Annotated in this window: 14 protein-coding genes; 9 read left to right on the top strand and 5 right to left on the bottom strand. The window is 58.4% G+C overall.

What is annotated here, in order from left to right; genetic code table 11:
* Positions 1 to 3: 3 nt before the first annotated feature.
* Together J7416_RS09765 and J7416_RS09770 are read right to left on the bottom strand one after the other, a co-directional pair.
* Positions 4 to 651 carry a hypothetical protein gene (locus J7416_RS09765; protein WP_247744231.1) on the bottom strand — a complete coding sequence of 216 codons (648 nt, stop codon included), beginning with the start codon at positions 649 to 651 and terminating at the stop codon, positions 4 to 6.
* Between the two features lie 83 nt (positions 652 to 734).
* Entirely contained in the window at positions 735 to 1,163 is a 429-nt protein-coding gene (locus tag J7416_RS09770) for an Lrp/AsnC family transcriptional regulator (RefSeq protein WP_209225067.1), read from the bottom strand.
* A gap of 86 nt (positions 1,164 to 1,249) precedes the next feature.
* Here J7416_RS09770 and rocF point away from each other — a divergent pair, with 86 nt between their 5' ends.
* Positions 1,250 to 2,170, top strand: a complete 921-nt coding sequence (gene rocF, locus J7416_RS09775; RefSeq protein ID WP_209224539.1) for an arginase — start codon at positions 1,250 to 1,252, stop codon at positions 2,168 to 2,170.
* On the top strand, positions 2,170 to 3,213 hold the full coding sequence (locus tag J7416_RS09780; protein WP_209224540.1) for an ornithine cyclodeaminase: 1,044 nt from the start codon (positions 2,170 to 2,172) through the stop codon (positions 3,211 to 3,213). The genes rocF and J7416_RS09780 overlap by 1 nt, the downstream gene beginning before the upstream one ends.
* Positions 3,214 to 3,348: 135 nt before the next feature.
* Here the strand turns inward: J7416_RS09780 and J7416_RS09785 are convergent, their stop codons facing one another.
* The 3 genes from J7416_RS09785 to J7416_RS09795 form a co-directional block, all read right to left on the bottom strand.
* Positions 3,349 to 4,752 (bottom strand): TRAP transporter large permease, encoded by a 1,404-nt coding sequence (locus tag J7416_RS09785; RefSeq protein WP_209224541.1) that lies wholly within the window; start codon positions 4,750 to 4,752, stop codon positions 3,349 to 3,351.
* Positions 4,753 to 4,755: 3 nt separating this feature from the next.
* Entirely contained in the window at positions 4,756 to 5,385 is a 630-nt protein-coding gene (locus J7416_RS09790) for a TRAP transporter small permease (RefSeq protein WP_209224542.1), read from the bottom strand.
* 61 nt (positions 5,386 to 5,446) lie between these two features.
* Positions 5,447 to 6,463, bottom strand: a complete 1,017-nt coding sequence (locus J7416_RS09795; RefSeq protein WP_209224543.1) for a C4-dicarboxylate TRAP transporter substrate-binding protein — start codon at positions 6,461 to 6,463, stop codon at positions 5,447 to 5,449.
* A 428-nt stretch (positions 6,464 to 6,891) separates the two neighbouring features.
* On the opposite strand from J7416_RS09795, the gene acs reads away from it, so the two are divergent.
* The 7 genes from acs (at position 6,892) to J7416_RS09830 (ending at position 15,715) form a co-directional block, all read left to right on the top strand.
* Entirely contained in the window at positions 6,892 to 8,856 is a 1,965-nt protein-coding gene (gene acs / locus J7416_RS09800; protein WP_209224544.1) for an acetate--CoA ligase, read from the top strand.
* Positions 8,857 to 8,863: 7 nt separating this feature from the next.
* Positions 8,864 to 9,547 carry an adenylate kinase gene (locus J7416_RS09805; protein ID WP_209224545.1) on the top strand — a complete coding sequence of 228 codons (684 nt, stop codon included), beginning with the start codon at positions 8,864 to 8,866 and terminating at the stop codon, positions 9,545 to 9,547.
* Between the two features lie 179 nt (positions 9,548 to 9,726).
* Positions 9,727 to 10,011, top strand: a complete 285-nt coding sequence (locus J7416_RS09810; RefSeq protein WP_209225068.1) for a DUF4212 domain-containing protein — start codon at positions 9,727 to 9,729, stop codon at positions 10,009 to 10,011.
* 5 nt (positions 10,012 to 10,016) lie between these two features.
* Positions 10,017 to 11,801, top strand: coding sequence for a sodium:solute symporter family protein (locus J7416_RS09815; protein ID WP_209224546.1), 1,785 nt, complete (start codon positions 10,017 to 10,019; stop codon positions 11,799 to 11,801).
* Between the two features lie 109 nt (positions 11,802 to 11,910).
* Positions 11,911 to 13,734 carry a DUF294 nucleotidyltransferase-like domain-containing protein gene (locus J7416_RS09820; protein WP_209224547.1) on the top strand — a complete coding sequence of 608 codons (1,824 nt, stop codon included), beginning with the start codon at positions 11,911 to 11,913 and terminating at the stop codon, positions 13,732 to 13,734.
* Between the two features lie 48 nt (positions 13,735 to 13,782).
* Positions 13,783 to 14,301, top strand: coding sequence for a hypothetical protein (locus tag J7416_RS09825; protein WP_209224548.1), 519 nt, complete (start codon positions 13,783 to 13,785; stop codon positions 14,299 to 14,301).
* A 1-nt stretch (position 14,302) separates the two neighbouring features.
* Positions 14,303 to 15,715 carry an exonuclease domain-containing protein gene (locus tag J7416_RS09830; protein ID WP_209224549.1) on the top strand — a complete coding sequence of 471 codons (1,413 nt, stop codon included), beginning with the start codon at positions 14,303 to 14,305 and terminating at the stop codon, positions 15,713 to 15,715.
* Positions 15,716 to 15,746: the final 31 nt, after the last annotated feature.

The raw sequence follows: 15,746 nt of genomic DNA on the forward strand, positions 1-15,746 counted from the left end.
GCGCTATTCATCTGGCTGTCCCGCGGCCAATCTGCGCCCGCCGCGGGACAGCCAGATGAATAGCGCCACCAGCGCCGCCAACAGGCACAAGCCGATTACGGTTTCGGTGGTATCACTGATCGGCAGAACCTTGGACACACCGTCGGGGTGCAACGTCAGCAAGCCCCCCAGCAGCAACACAAAACCTGACCAGAACGCAATCCATGAGGTCGCGATCACCCCCGCCACACGGCCCAGGTCCAGCCCCAACGATGCATAGATCCTGTATCGGATTGCCGTGCCGGTTATATAAGAAAAGCCCAGGCAATTGGACACCGCATACCCGCATGCCCCGGCCATGCCCGCCACTGGCAAAGGAACCTCTCCTTTTGCCACGCTTTGAACGGCGAACACGTCATAGAGCGACAAAGAAAGGAAGCTGAAGGCCGTAAAGCACAGCGCAACAAACATCAGCTTCCAGGACGTTCCCGCGACGTCCGCTTTTACGTCGGCCCATTTCACATGGGCCGACAATTCGCGCAGCACGATCAGCGCGATCAGTGTGACCAGGATCGGGATCGCAATCCTGATCGCGGGTTTTTCCAGAAACCCCGAGACCCGTTCCGCCAGTCGAACAGCCCAGAGGTCTTCCACATTCTCGCCAGATGCCATGCTGTGTCCCTGCCTATCAGGCGCGGTTGGAATACGCACAGCGACTGTGACACAATTTCGTTCAAGCTCAAAGCACTACGGGGTCAGAGCCGCCCCTTGCGAGTCGAGAGCAGCAGGTTGGTTTCGGATCGGGTAATCCCCTCCATCCGACGGATTTGAAACAGAACCTCGTCCAACTCGGCCAGAGTCTCGGTCCAGATTTCCGCGATCAGATCCCAACCGCCGTTTGTGGAGTGGACAGCACGCACCTGCCGCATAGCTGCGATGCGGGCCATCGTACGCTCCGTCCCGCGGCCCTCAATCTCCAACATCATCAACCCGCGCACAGGGCTCTGCGCCACGTCCTGGCGGGTGAGGATGGTAAAGCCTACGATCTCACCCGATTGCTTGAGGCGCTGCAGGCGGCTGCGCACAGTGGTGCGGGTGACGCCTAGCGTTTCAGCCAGTTCAGACAATGACGCCCTGGCGTCCCGATGTAATGCGCTTAGCAGCCTACTATCCAAATCGTCCATCATTGCTTCTCATTTCGTCCAGCTGACTGACAATTTGAACATTTTGATGTCTTTTCGCAAGCCACCCCGCGTGACTAGATAATCATATGGATAAAAAAGACATCATATTGGTCGGCGCTCCGATGGACGCTGGCAAACGGCGTCAGGGCTGTCGCATGGGCCCCGATGCCTACAGGGTGGCAGGCCTGCAAGAGGCCCTGGCTGATCTGGGTCACCACGTGGTGGATATTGGCAATGTCAGTGCCGACCCATCGGATGTCCCCGAACACTCCCATCTTGTTACTCTGCCCGAGTGTGTCGGTTGGACCAGCGCACTTGCCCGCGCCGCACAGGACACCGCGCCCAGGGGCCTGCCGATCTTTATGGGAGGCGACCACGCCCTTTCGATGGGAACCGTTACGGGCATGGCCGCGCACGCCGACCAGATTGGGCGACCGCTGTTTGTTCTGTGGTTGGACGCCCACAGTGATTTCCACACGCCCGACAGCACTGGCAGCGGCAACCTGCACGGCACCCCGGTCGCGTATTTCACCGGACAACCGGGTTTCGACGCGTTTCCCACTTTGCCTGTTCGTGTACCCACAGACCGCGTTGGCATGATCGGCTTGCGCTCTGTCGACCCGGCGGAACGCGCCCGGCTGGAACAGGATCAGGCCATGTTGGCCGACATGCGCAGCATTGACGAACACGGCATAAAGGCCCCCCTGATCGCGTTTCTTGACCGTGTGCGCGCAGCCAATGGTATTCTGCACGTCTCGCTGGATGTCGATTTCCTTGACCCCTCCATCGCCCCGGCTGTTGGCACGACTGTACCCGGCGGCGCCACTGAGCGTGAAGCGCATCTAGTGATGGAGCTGCTGCACGAAAGCGGTCTGGTCTGTTCACTGGATCTGGTCGAACTGAACCCGTTCCTCGATGAACGTGGACGCACTGCAAAACTGATGGTCGATCTGGCCGCGTCCCTGATGGGCCGCCGCATCTTTGACCGCCCGACCCGGAGTTTCTGATGACCCAACCTTCTGAAAAAGCGCTTGTACCCTTTGTGTCCGTCGACAACATGATGCGACTGGTGCATCACATCGGGGTCGAGCGAATGATCACCCAGATCGCCGCCCAGATTGAAGCGGATTTCAAACGCTGGGAAAGCTTCGACAAAACGCCTCGCATCCCGGCCCACTCGCCCCACGGTGTGATCGAACTGATGCCCACGTCAGATGGTGAGGCCTATGGGTTCAAATACGTCAATGGTCACCCCAAGAACACGTCGGAAGGCCTGCAAACCGTGACCGCGTTTGGTCTTTTGGCCGATGTTTACACTGGCTATCCGACACTTCTGACCGAAATGACCATGTTGACCGCCCTGCGGACAGCAGCGACATCAGCTCTGGTTGGAAGCTATCTGGCACCCAAATCTTCACGCGTGATGGCCATGATCGGCAACGGTGCACAGTCAGAGTTTCAGTGCCTCGCGTTCAAGGCGATGTGCGGGATCGATACTGTCCGCTTGTACGACACAGACCCAGCCGCGACTGAAAAATGTGCAGGCAACCTGAAAAATTCGGGCCTGACCGTGGTAACTTGTAAAACGCCGGAAGACGCCATCGAGGGCGCGCAAATCATCACCACCTGCACTGCGGACAAAAAGTATGCCACGATCCTGACTGACAACATGGTCGGTCCGGGTGTACACATCAACGCGATCGGCGGCGACTGCCCCGGTAAGACCGAATTGCATCGCGATATTTTGCTGCGCTCGGACATCTTCGTCGAATACCCCGAACAAACCCGTATTGAAGGTGAGATTCAGGCCTTGGTCGACGACCATCCAGTAACTGAGATGTGGCAGGTCATGACCGGCCAGGCCGAAGGTCGCCGCGACGACCGCCAGATAACTCTGTTCGACAGCGTCGGATTCGCGATCGAGGATTTCTCGGCCCTGCGCTACATCCAGTCCGCCATCGAAGGCACTGGCTTCTTTGAACCTCTGGACATGCTGGCCGACCCGGATAACCCACGGGATTTGTTTGGCATGTTAATGCGTGCTGGCTAAATCGGGGGCCCTGCCCCCGCCGCCCTTTGGGCGACTCCCCCGGGATATTTTAGGCCAGATGAAGTTCCGGATCCCCTGCTTCATCTGGCTATAAATATCCCGGAGCGCGAGGCAGAGCCTCGCAAAGTGTTTGGTCTACCCCGCGAGCGACGGCAGGAAGAGAACAATGCCGGGAAAAGCGACCAGTAACGCGATGGTTACACCATCGGCAATAAAGAACGGCGTCACACCTTTGAACACGTCCTGAACACTCAGATCCGGACGCACACCGGCGACCACGAAACAGTTCAGGCCAATAGGTGGAGTGATCAGACAGAACTCGGCCATTTTCACCACCAAAATCCCGAACCAAATGGCACACATTGGGCCAGACATGCCAAAGGCGCTTTCTGCGGCACTGACTGTTTCGCCTCCGTTTAACGCCATGACCGCCGGGTAGACGACCGGCAAGGTCAGCAGCAACATCCCAATTGCATCCATGAACATGCCCAGTACAGCGTAGGCCAGCAAGATGCAGATCAGGATCAGCATTGGGGACATCTCCAATGAGGTGATCCAGTCGGAAAACGCTCCCGGCAAGTCGGCAAATCCGAGGAAACGTACGTAAATCAGGACACCCCAGATGATTGAGAAAATCATCGCTGTCAGTTTGGCAGTTTCCAGCAACGCCGATTTGAACTCGGGCCAGCGCATGCCGTGAAACAAAGCGAAACAGAAGACGATGAACGCCCCGATGGCCCCGCCTTCGGTCGGAGTGCCCCAAGCTTTGTCACCAAATGGGTTGTAGACAAAGCAGATGATAATCAGGATCACCGCCACAATCGGGATCGCGCCCGGCAACGCTGAGAACCGTTCTTTCCAAGTGAAGCCGGTCACCGGCGGGCCAACGGTCTTGAAGATCACAGCGATGCCGACGATCAAAAGACCGTAGACAACAGCGGAAAACGCACCGGGGATAAAGCCAGCGAGCAAGAGCTTGCCGACATCCTGTTCAACGATGATGGCATAGATCACAAGGATGGCCGAGGGTGGGATCAGCGAAGCCAACGTGCCTCCAGCGGCTACCACTCCGGCGGCGAATTGCTTGTTGTATCCGACCTTTAGCATCTCGGGGATCGCGATCCGGGCGAATACGGCCGAAGTTGCGACCGATGCGCCGGACACGGCGGCGAACCCTGCTGTGGCAAAGACGGTTGAAACCGCCAGTCCGCCAGGCACCCAGGCGACCCAGCGCTTTGCAGCCTCGAACAGAGCGCGGGTGAGGCCCGCGTAATAGGCCAGATACCCGATCAGGATAAAGGTGGGAATCAAGCTGAGCGTATGGGCCGCCACCTTGGAATGGGGCACTTGCCCTGCGGTTTTGACCGCAACCGTCAACGCTTTGCCAAAGCGATCGGGGTCATACCCGAACTTTGCCCAGAAAATCCAGACCAGCCCGACCAGCCCTGCAAGGCCAGCCGCAAAGGCCACGCGCATTCCAGTTACGACCAGAACCAGCAGGCCACCTGTGACCCACAGGCCAATGTCAATCGTGTCCATGCGCTAGTCCTGCCCTTCGAATTGCTCGGCCTCGGCGGCTGCCTGTGCGGCTGCGTCCTGAATCAGCGGCACGGCCACCGGATGTTCCGCGCCCACAATCAAGGCGCGGCCGTATCCCCAAACCTGCAAAACCAGTCGCAGACACAGCACCGAAAAGGCGACCGGTGCCAACAGCTTGGCAGGCCAAAGGGGAATGCCGATATCGATTGAACTGTCACGGCTCCACAGAGGCGCGCCGAAGTCGAAGGACCGGTCAAAGTGGGACCAGCTGCCCCAGACCAATGCCAACATGAGGACAAGGATCAAAATGACCGAGATCAACTCGAACAGCCACAGCGCCCGACCGTGCAGGCGCGAGATGACGATGTCCATTCGGATATGCCCGCCATCGCGCTGCACGTAAGAAATGCCCAGAAAGGCGATCAGCGGCATCGCCTGTTCGATCCAGTCCACATATCCCGGCAAAGGCGCGTTAATCGCGTTGCGTCCGCTTACCGAGACCACCGCCAAAACCATAAGGCCAAACACCGCAATACCGCTGATCAGAGCCAAAAATCGCTCTAACCTCAGCAACTTACGATCTAATGAACTTAGAAGGCTGTCGTCCTCAAGCACCGTGGCCTGTCCTGCCATTGCGGTGTTCCCCTGTTTTTATAAGTGTCCGGGCGCCCGGTTGGGCACCCGGATTTTGCTATCAGTTACCGCTTCGCTTCTGTTCCAGCGTGGACTGAACCAGATCATACAGGTCCTGTGCCGGAAGACCCTGAGCCGACATATCTGCGATCCACTGCTCGCGGATCGGATCAGCAGCCTTCGTGCGGAATTCGGCAATCACCGCGTCGTCGATCTCGACCTTCTGGACGCCTTTTTCTTCCAGCACGCTGTCCCACTGCTCCAGCAGCGCACCGTAATTGGCAAGATAGTGATCAATCGCCTCGTCGATTGAACTGTCCAGCGCCTCGCGATGTTCGGCTGGAAGCGCGTCGTAGGCGTCGATATTCACAACGACCGGGCAGTTCACAGTGCCGGGGTTCAGGTTCGCTGTCCACCAGTCGGCTTCGTTGATGGTGCCGAATGACAGATGCGCGTGCTGAGCAAACGCGACCGTGTCAACAACACCGGATTCCATTGCATTGAACGCTTCGGTTGCAGGGACCGAGGTTGGCACACCGCCAACAGCTTCGAACGCCTGACCCAAACCGCCTGTGGCGCGCACGCGCATCCCTTCGAACTCTGCCAGTTCGTCGCGCGGATCACCTGTACCAACCAGATTGTACTGTGGCATGGGCGAGGTCATAAGCAGGCGCGCGTTCCACTGCGCCATCTCTTCCTGAACCGCGGGGTGGTCGTAAACAGCGTGGCTGATCGCCACTTCTTCGTCCAGATTGTTCACACCCAGGAACGGCAGCTCAAGCACCGTAATCGCGCGGTTCTTGTCGCGGTGATACCCGGCGCAGAACTGCGCCATTTCGAAAGCACCGATCTCGATCCCGTCCAGGTTTTCGCGGGGTTTGGACAGGCCGCCATAGCTGACGTTGATGGTAAAGTCGCCGTTGGTCTTTTCGCTGACCAGTTCTGCCAGTTTTTCGACATGCTCAGTGAACGCGCGGCGCTTGCCCCACACCGAGGCATTCCATTCCGTCGCGGCAGCCTCAGACACGAATGCAACGCACAAAGCGGCAACGGCAGAGCCGCCCAACATCTTTTTCATAATGATCTCTCCCTTTTCCGCACCGCCTTGTCGGGGTGCTTGGCGTAAAAGCTAGCGCCAACATCGACACGTGCCAACCCCTGGCCCGTCCGCGCGCCTGTCGGAAAATCCGACCGTCATACGCTAACAACCAAAAGGTGAATCGAAGATGCGCAATAATTAATTGCGCAGGACTGAAGAGCGCCAAAAATCTTGTTACAATCATACCATTGTTTTTTCTTATTTTTTAAATCTATTACCCCAAGTTATTTACAAGATTGAGCAGTGCTGAATAAAGAATTTACAAACTAATCGTGAGAAATCGGTAATTTATTTCATTGTTTTCAGCCCTCCGTATTATTGCGTACAGGGAGGAAACGGATCGACATCGCCCGTTCAGCAGGCAAAATCGGTCCGATTCAATATGGTCCAGAGGGAGGAGCCTCAGAATGACAACCGCTGCCCAGGCAGAAGCCAATACCTTTCCGCCGTCCGCCGAAACCGTTGCCCGCGCGCATGTGAATGCTGAAAAATACGGTCAGATGTACGCAGACTCGATCAACGATCCCGAAGCGTTCTGGGATGAGCAAGGCAAGCGGGTCGACTGGATCAAGCCCTACACGCAGGTCAAAGACGTCAACTACGATTTTGGTTCGGTTGGAATCAACTGGTACGCGGACGGCACGCTGAACGTTTCGGCCAACTGCCTAGACCGTCACCTGAAGACCCGCGGTGACCAAACCGCAATTATCTGGGAGCCGGATGATCCAAGCGACCCGGCCCAGCACATCACATATACCGAACTGCACCGCCGCACCTGCCGGATGGCGAACATTCTGGAATCCATGGGTGTCCGCAAAGGCGACCGGGTTGTGATCTATCTTCCGATGATCCCCGAAGCCGCCTATGCCATGCTGGCCTGCGCGCGGATCGGAGCGATCCACTCGATCGTTTTCGCGGGCTTTTCGCCAGACGCCTTGGCCGCACGGGTCAATGGCTGCGACGCCAAGGTCATCATCACTGCCGACGAAGCGCCCCGTGGCGGTCGTAAAACGCCGTTGAAGTCGAACGCAGACGCGGCTCTGCTGCACTGCAAGGACACGGTCAAATGTCTGGTGGTCAAGCGCACCGGCGGACAGACCACCTGGATCGACGGTCGCGATTATGACTATAACGAAATGGCGCTTGAGGCGGATGACTACAGCGCACCGGCAGAGATGAACGCCGAAGACCCGCTGTTCATCCTTTATACCTCCGGTTCAACCGGGCAGCCCAAGGGCGTGGTTCACACCACCGGCGGCTATCTGGTCTATGCCGCGATGACCCACGAAATCACCTTCGACTACCATGACGGAGACATCTACTGGTGCACCGCCGACGTGGGCTGGGTCACCGGCCACAGCTACATCGTCTATGGCCCGCTGGCCAATGGCGCAACCACGGTAATGTTCGAAGGCGTCCCCACCTATCCCGACGCTGGTCGTTTCTGGGAGGTCTGCGCCAAACACAAGGTCAACCAGTTCTACACCGCCCCGACCGCGATCCGCGCTTTGATGGGGCAAGGCAATGAGTGGGTGGAAAAGCACGACCTGAGTGATCTGAGAACTCTGGGCACCGTGGGTGAACCGATCAACCCCGAAGCCTGGAACTGGTACAATGAGGTCATCGGCAAAGGAAACTGCCCAATCGTTGACACCTGGTGGCAGACCGAAACCGGCGGTCACCTGATGACACCCCTGCCCGGCGCACATGCCATGAAGCCCGGTGCCGCGATGAAGCCGTTCTTTGGCATCCAGCCTGTTGTTCTTGACCCGCAATCCGGCGTTGAAATCAATGGCAATGGCGTCGAGGGCGTTCTGTGTATCAAGGACAGCTGGCCCGGCCAGATGCGCACTGTTTGGGGCGATCATGAGCGGTTCGAGAAGACCTATTTCTCGGACTACAAAGGCTACTATTTCACCGGCGACGGCTGCCGTCGCGACGAAGATGGCGATTACTGGATCACCGGTCGCGTAGATGACGTGATCAACGTCTCGGGCCACCGCATGGGTACGGCCGAAGTCGAAAGTGCTCTGGTCGCTCATGCGGCTGTGGCTGAGGCCGCCGTGGTTGGCTATCCCCATGAAATCAAGGGGCAAGGCATCTATTGCTATGTCACTCTGATGAATGATCGTGAGCCATCGGATGAGTTGCTGAAAGAGCTGCGCACCTGGGTCCGAACCGAGATTGGCCCGATTGCCAGCCCGGATGTGATCCAATGGGCCCCCGGCCTGCCCAAGACCCGTTCAGGCAAGATCATGCGCCGCATCCTGCGTAAGATTGCCGAGAATGACTTTGGCAGCCTGGGTGACACGTCGACGCTGGCCGATCCGTCGGTCGTCGAAGACCTGATCGAAAACCGCGCAAACAAGTGAGGATGTGATGGACGCTGCCACGATCACCACGCCCACAGTTCTGATCCTTCTCGGCCCTCCGGGCGCCGGGAAGGGTACACAGGCGCGGATGCTTGAAGAAAAGTTCGAGCTGGTTCAACTCAGCACCGGTGATTTGCTGCGCGCTGCAGTCGCCGCCGGGACCGAGGCCGGCAAAGCCGCGCAAGCGGTGATGGAGGCCGGCGATCTGGTCAGCGATGACATCGTCATTGCAATCCTGCGCGACCGCATGGCTGAACCGGACTGTGCCAAAGGCGTTATTCTGGACGGTTTCCCGCGCACGACTATTCAAGCCGAGGCTTTGGATGAGCTGCTGGCGGAGAACAACCAAAAGATCAGCGCTGCGATCAGCCTCGAGGTTGAAGATGCGGAAATGGTTATCCGTATATCGGGCCGATACACCTGCGCGATGTGCGGCGAAGGCTATCACGACCGTTTCAAAACGCCCGCGGTAGAGGGCAAATGCGACAATTGCGGCAGCACTGAGTTCAAGCGCCGCGCAGACGATAATGCGGAAACAGTGGCCTCGCGCCTGTCCGCATATCACGCGCAGACGGCACCGCTAATTGCCTATTACGACAGCCAAGGCGTGCTGAAACGCACAAATGCCATGGGCAAGATCGAAGACATCGCCCGCGATCTGGAAGCAATCGCAGGCGACGCGATGAGTTAAGGGGAGGAGATAAGCCGCAAGGCTTTGATCCCACAACAGAATACTTCAATGAACCGCCTTGGCGGAACAGAGAAGTTATGCCGAGCGTCACGGGGCGTTTGGTACAACCAAGAAGCGGCCGAGGCACTGGAGGAGTTGGGCACGAGCCGCCAATGGAGGAAGCGAAGGAGGAAACCGCAATGGCGGATCAATCAACAGACTCCGCGCAGACTGCCGAAGCCGATAAGGGCTATTGGCAGGCCAACCTGCGCCTCATCTACATCAGCCTCGCAATCTGGGCGCTGGTGTCTTTTGGATTCGGCATCCTGCTGCGTCCGCTGCTGTCAGGCATTGCCGTTGGCGGCACCGATCTGGGCTTTTGGTTTGCTCAGCAGGGCTCGATCCTTGTCTTTCTGGTGCTGATCTTCAACTACGCCTGGCGCATGAACAAGCTGGACGCCGAATACGGCGTGGATGAGGAGTAAGCGGAATGGACCAGTTTACCATCAACCTGCTGTTTGTTGGCGCGTCCTTTGCGCTATACATCGGCATCGCGATCTGGGCCCGCGCGGGGTCCACATCCGAGTTCTACGCCGCCGGTCGCGGCGTTCACCCGGTCACCAACGGTATGGCGACAGCGGCGGACTGGATGTCTGCGGCCTCGTTCATCTCGATGGCGGGCCTCATCGCCTTTACCGGCTATGACAACTCGACCTTCCTGATGGGTTGGACCGGTGGCTACGTGCTGCTGGCTCTGCTGCTTGCGCCTTACCTGCGTAAGTTCGGCAAATATACCGTCTCGGAATTCATCGGCGACCGTTTCTACAGCCAGACCGCACGCGTCGTTGCGGTGATCTGTCTGATCGTCGCGTCGGTGACCTACGTTATCGGTCAGATGACCGGCGTGGGCGTGGCCTTTGGTCGTTTCCTTGAGGTTTCGAACACATCCGGTCTGCTGATCGGTGCCTGTGTGGTGTTTGCCTACGCGGTGTTCGGTGGGATGAAAGGCGTGACCTACACTCAGGTCGCTCAGTACTGCGTGCTGATCACCGCCTATACCATCCCGGCGATCTTCATCTCGCTGCAGCTGACCGGTACGCCGGTTCCAGCGCTGGGTCTATTCAGCGACACTGCAAGCGGTGAGCCTCTGCTGACCAAGCTGGACGCGATCGTGACCGAGCTGGGCTTTGCCGAGTATACGGCGCACCACTCGAACACGCTGAACATGGTGCTGTTCACACTGTCGCTGATGATCGGTACCGCCGGTCTGCCGCACGTGATCATGCGCTTCTTCACCGTGCCGAAAGTGTCCGACGCCCGCTGGTCCGCTGGCTGGACGCTGGTCTTCATCGCTCTGCTGTATCTGACCGCCCCTGCGGTTGGCGCAATGGCGCGTTTGAACATCACCGATATGATGTGGCCCAATGGTGGCATCGATGGTGGCGCTGTTTCGGTTGAAGCGATCGACACTGATCCGCGTTACGACTGGATGAAAACCTGGCAGAAGACCGGTCTTCTGGATTGGGAAGACAAGAACGGCGACGGCAAGATCCAGTACTACAACGACGCAAATGCCGACATGCAGGCGATTGCGGAAGAAAAAGGCTGGGTCGGTAACGAGCTGACCAAGTTCAACCGCGACATCCTGGTTCTGGCCAACCCCGAGATCGCCAACCTGCCGGGTTGGGTGATCGGTCTGGTCGCTGCCGGTGGTCTAGCGGCTGCTCTATCAACCGCTGCGGGTCTGTTGCTGGCGATCTCGTCGGCGGTGTCCCACGACCTTGTCAAAGGCGCAATCAATCCGCAAATCTCTGAAAAGGGAGAGCTTCTGGCGGCGCGGATCGCGATGGCCGTGGCCATTCTGGTTGCAACCTATCTGGGTCTGAACCCGCCGGGCTTTGCGGCGCAAACCGTGGCCTTGGCCTTCGGCCTGGCGGCTGCCTCGATCTTCCCGGCGCTGATGATGGGGATCTTCTCGACCCGCATCAACAACACCGGCGCGGTCGCGGGTATGCTGGCTGGTCTGGTCGTAACCCTGGTCTATATCTTCCTGCATAAAGGCTGGCTGTTCATTCCGGGCACCAACTCATTCACCGATGCTGACCCGCTTCTGGGTCCGATCAAGTCGACCTCGTTCGGCGCCATCGGTGCGATGATCAACTTTGCAGTCGCATATGTTGTCGCCGGTATGACCAAAGAGACTCCGCAGGAGATCAAAGATCTGGTCGAAAGCGTTCGTATTCCCCGTGGCGCGGGCGCAGCTCAGAATAAATGAGCATGATGCGGCATATGGTTGGTTTCCATGTGTCGCGTTTTTCGATCTACTACTCCCGCCCGGCACACCACCGGGCGGGATTTTTCAACCGGAAGCCCAGGATGATATGATGCCTCTGTCCCATGACGAAATCACCCGGTTTCTAAAATCCGTACACCCTTATGACGCCCTGCCCCCCGAGGCGTTGGAGCAGGTGGCAAACCAGATCGAAGTCTGGGAGGTCGAAGAGGACGGCTCGGTGTACGAGCTTGGGCACACCCTGCCCGGCGTTTTTGTAATCTATGAGGGGCAAGTTGAGATCACTGATGAGAACGACGCCGTCGTATCTCATCTGGGTCTGCGCAACTCCTTTGGCGAACGGGGGCTGCTGAAAGACGGCAAAGCCGCCACCAAAGCGCGGGCGCATACGCCATCGGTGCTGCTGGTCCTGCCGCCTGATTTGGTGCGGCAACTGATTGACGGGCACGATGTGGTGTCCAAATTCTTCAACCGAACGCGATCTACCCGGTCTGGCCCCCAAAGCCTGGCGACAAGTGCAATCGACGTTCTGATGGCGCGGGACCCCGCGACCTGCCCGCCAGAAACACCGGTCCAGGACGCGGCCCGAATGATGCGCGACAAGCGCATCTCATCCCTGTGTGTCACAAACGCAGATGACCTGCTTGGCATCGCCACATTGCGGGATATCTCGGGCAAATTCGTAGCGGACGGAATGCCAGCGGATACTCCTGTTTCTGCGATCATGACGACGAACCCAGTGACTTTGTCGCCATCCGACATAGGATCGGACGTTTTGCATGTGATGATGGAGCGCGGGATCGGCCACATCCCGATCTGTCAGGGTGGGCACCTGGTCGGGATCGTGACCCAGACGGATCTGACGCATTATCAGGCCGTGAACTCGGCCGAACTTGTCCGCCGGATCGCGCAGGCAGACTCGGCGGATCAAATGGCGGCAGTAACCGCGGAAATCCCTCAGCTGTTGGTGCAACTGGTGGCATCGGGAAACCGGCATGAGATTGTCACGCGCCTGATCACCGATATCGCGGACACGGCGACCCGAAGGTTGCTGGCCTTGGCAGAGGATAAGCTGGGTCCGCCGCCAGTTCCCTATTTATGGCTGGCCTGCGGCTCGCAGGGGCGGCAGGAACAGACTGGTGTCTCCGATCAGGACAACTGCCTGATGCTGGATGACAGCGTGACCGACGCGGACATGAAGTACTTTGCTGACCTTGCAAAATTTGTCTCGGACGGGCTGGATGTCTGTGGCTATTTCTACTGCCCCGGCGACATGATGGCGACCAATCCGCGATGGTGTCAGCCGGTTCGCGTGTGGCGCGAGTACTTCAAAGGATGGATCGCAAAACCCAACCCCGAGGCGCAGATGCTGGCCTCGGTCATGTTCGACCTGCGTCCGATTGGAGGGGCCTTTCACCTGTTTGACGATCTGCAGGCCGAAACGCTGGCCGCCGCCAACGCAAACTCGATCTTTGTGGCGCATATGATCTCGAACTCGTTGAAACATACGCCGCCGCTGGGTTTGTTCCGAGGCTTTGCGACCATCCGGTCAGGAGAGCACCGCAACACCTTGGATCTTAAGCATAATGGCGTGGTGCCCGTTGTCGATCTGGCCCGAATTTACAGCCTTCAGGGCCAACTGACCGAGGCCAACACCCGTGCGCGCCTGAAAGCCGCGGCATCCGAAGGTATCCTCAGCCCATCGGGCGCGCAGGACCTGTTGGATGCTTATGACCTGATCGCGGAAACACGGCTGGAGCATCAGGTCCGCCTTGTGAAAGATGACCAAAAGCCGGACAATTTCCTTCCACCATCGGCTCTGTCCGACTTTGAGCGAAGTCATCTTCGGGATGCCTTTGTTGTGGTAAAAACGATGCAATCGGCTGTGGGCCAGGGCAAGGGCATGCTGGGCTAAAGCCGCAAGACCAATACAGGCGACCACGTCTGAACTACGGAGAGATAGATGTTTCTGGAACTGATCGGCACAATTTTTGCAGGCTTCGCCTTTGCCGGTATCGTGATGGTGCTGAACAAGCTGACCGGTGGCCGCCTGCCGCGCTGGATGACCCCGGTTGCTGCCGGTCTGGGTATGATTGGTGTGACGATTGCCAGCGAGTATTCGTGGTACGACCGCACCCGGGACGCTCTGCCCGAGGGGATGGCTGTGATCCAAGAGGTCGAAAGTCGCGCATTCTACCGCCCGTGGACCTATGCCCTGCCCTTCGTCGACCGCTTTGCCGCTATTGACGCCAGCTCGGTGCGCAAGAACGATCAGGTCCCGGAACAAAGGCTGGTGGACCTGTACCTTTTTGGCCGCTGGGCCCCAGTTTCGAAACTGCCGGTTGCGGTCAACTGCGAAAGCTTCAGCCGCGCCAACCTTATAGACGGGGCCGAGTTTGCCGATAACGGTCGCCTGTTGAACGCCGATTGGATCGATGTGGCCGCCAACGACCCCATCGTCGAGGCAACCTGCGGAGTGTAACATGCTGACCCGGTTAAGCCTGCGCCTTCGGATTTTCCTGTTCTTTTGCCTGTTGGCTGTGGGCGCACTGGCCGTCAGCTCGCTGGCGCTGTGGATCAGTTATCGCCGGGTTGCAGACCCTGACCTTGTCGATGCGTTTATTTTTGCGGAAATCGTCATGGCCTTCGGCTTTTTGGCTTTGATCGCAGCTGTTTGGCTGTTGTTCGATGACAACGTCGCCAAGCCGATCGAACGGATTTCGGCCCAGTTACGCGCGCGTGCGCATGCAGGGGTCAACACCGAGGTCGATACCCAGGCCGCACGCTATCTGGGCGATCTGGCACCTGCTGCGGCCGGGTTGGCGGATCAGTTGTCGGACAAAACGATGGATGTCGCGCAGGCCGTGGCCGAAGAAACGGCAAATCTGGCGGCGGAAAAACAGCGGCTGACCGCACTGCTGACCGACATCCCGGTCGCCATGCTGCTGGCCAGCCCGACGCACAAGATCGTTTTATATGATGGTCAGGCCGCCGAGGTTCTGGCCCAGATCGCGCATCCCCGGCTGAACGCGTCTTTGTTCGAATACCTGGCCCCCGAAATGCTGGAACAGGCCCACGCCAAACTGATCAAAACCGGGCTCGAGGTCGCCTGCACACTGTCCAGCATCGATGGCGCGCAGAGCTATCGCGCACGTATGAAGCCATTGGGCAGCGCGCCGGGTTACATGCTGATCTTCGACGAAAGCGCCGCAAACATCGCACCTGATGCCGCGCGCCCACTGGTCTATGATTTCAACCTGCTGAATGCGCGCACGGATGATGCATTCGAAAACCTGGCCCTTCAGGATCTGTGTTTTGTCGTCTTCGACACCGAGACAACCGGACTGCTGCCGCACAAGGACGAGATCGTTCAGATCGGCGCCGTAAGGGTCGTCAACGGTCGGATCGTGGATGGAGAGCGACTGGATATGCTGGTTGATCCCGGCATCCCGATCCCTCCGGCCTCGACCAAGGTGCACAAGATCAGCGACCGCATGGTTCAGGGGGCCCCGGATATTGCTAAGGCCGGGCTTGTGCTGCACCAGTTTGCGCGCAACGCTGTCATTGTGGCCCACAATGCGCCTTTCGACATGGCGTTCTTACGGCGACACGCCAAACGAATGGGTGTCGAGTGGGACCACCCCATTTTGGATACGGTACTGTTGTCCGCGGTGCTATTCGGAGCCAGCGACAAACATACGCTGGACGCGCTGTGCGACCGGCTGGAAATCACCATCCCGCCCGAGCTGCGCCACACCGCCCTGGGCGACGCTGTTGCCACGGCCGAGGCGTTGGTGCGCATGCTGCCGATGTTGCAGGCACGCGGCATGACAACCTTTGGACTGGTGATTGAGGCGACGCGCCAACATGGTCGCCTTCTGGAAGACCTGAACTAGTCCGGAAAACACACAAGCTAAACGCAGCTTT

This window comes from Ruegeria sp. R14_0, from assembly GCF_017743975.1.
Taxonomy (GTDB): domain Bacteria; phylum Pseudomonadota; class Alphaproteobacteria; order Rhodobacterales; family Rhodobacteraceae; genus Ruegeria.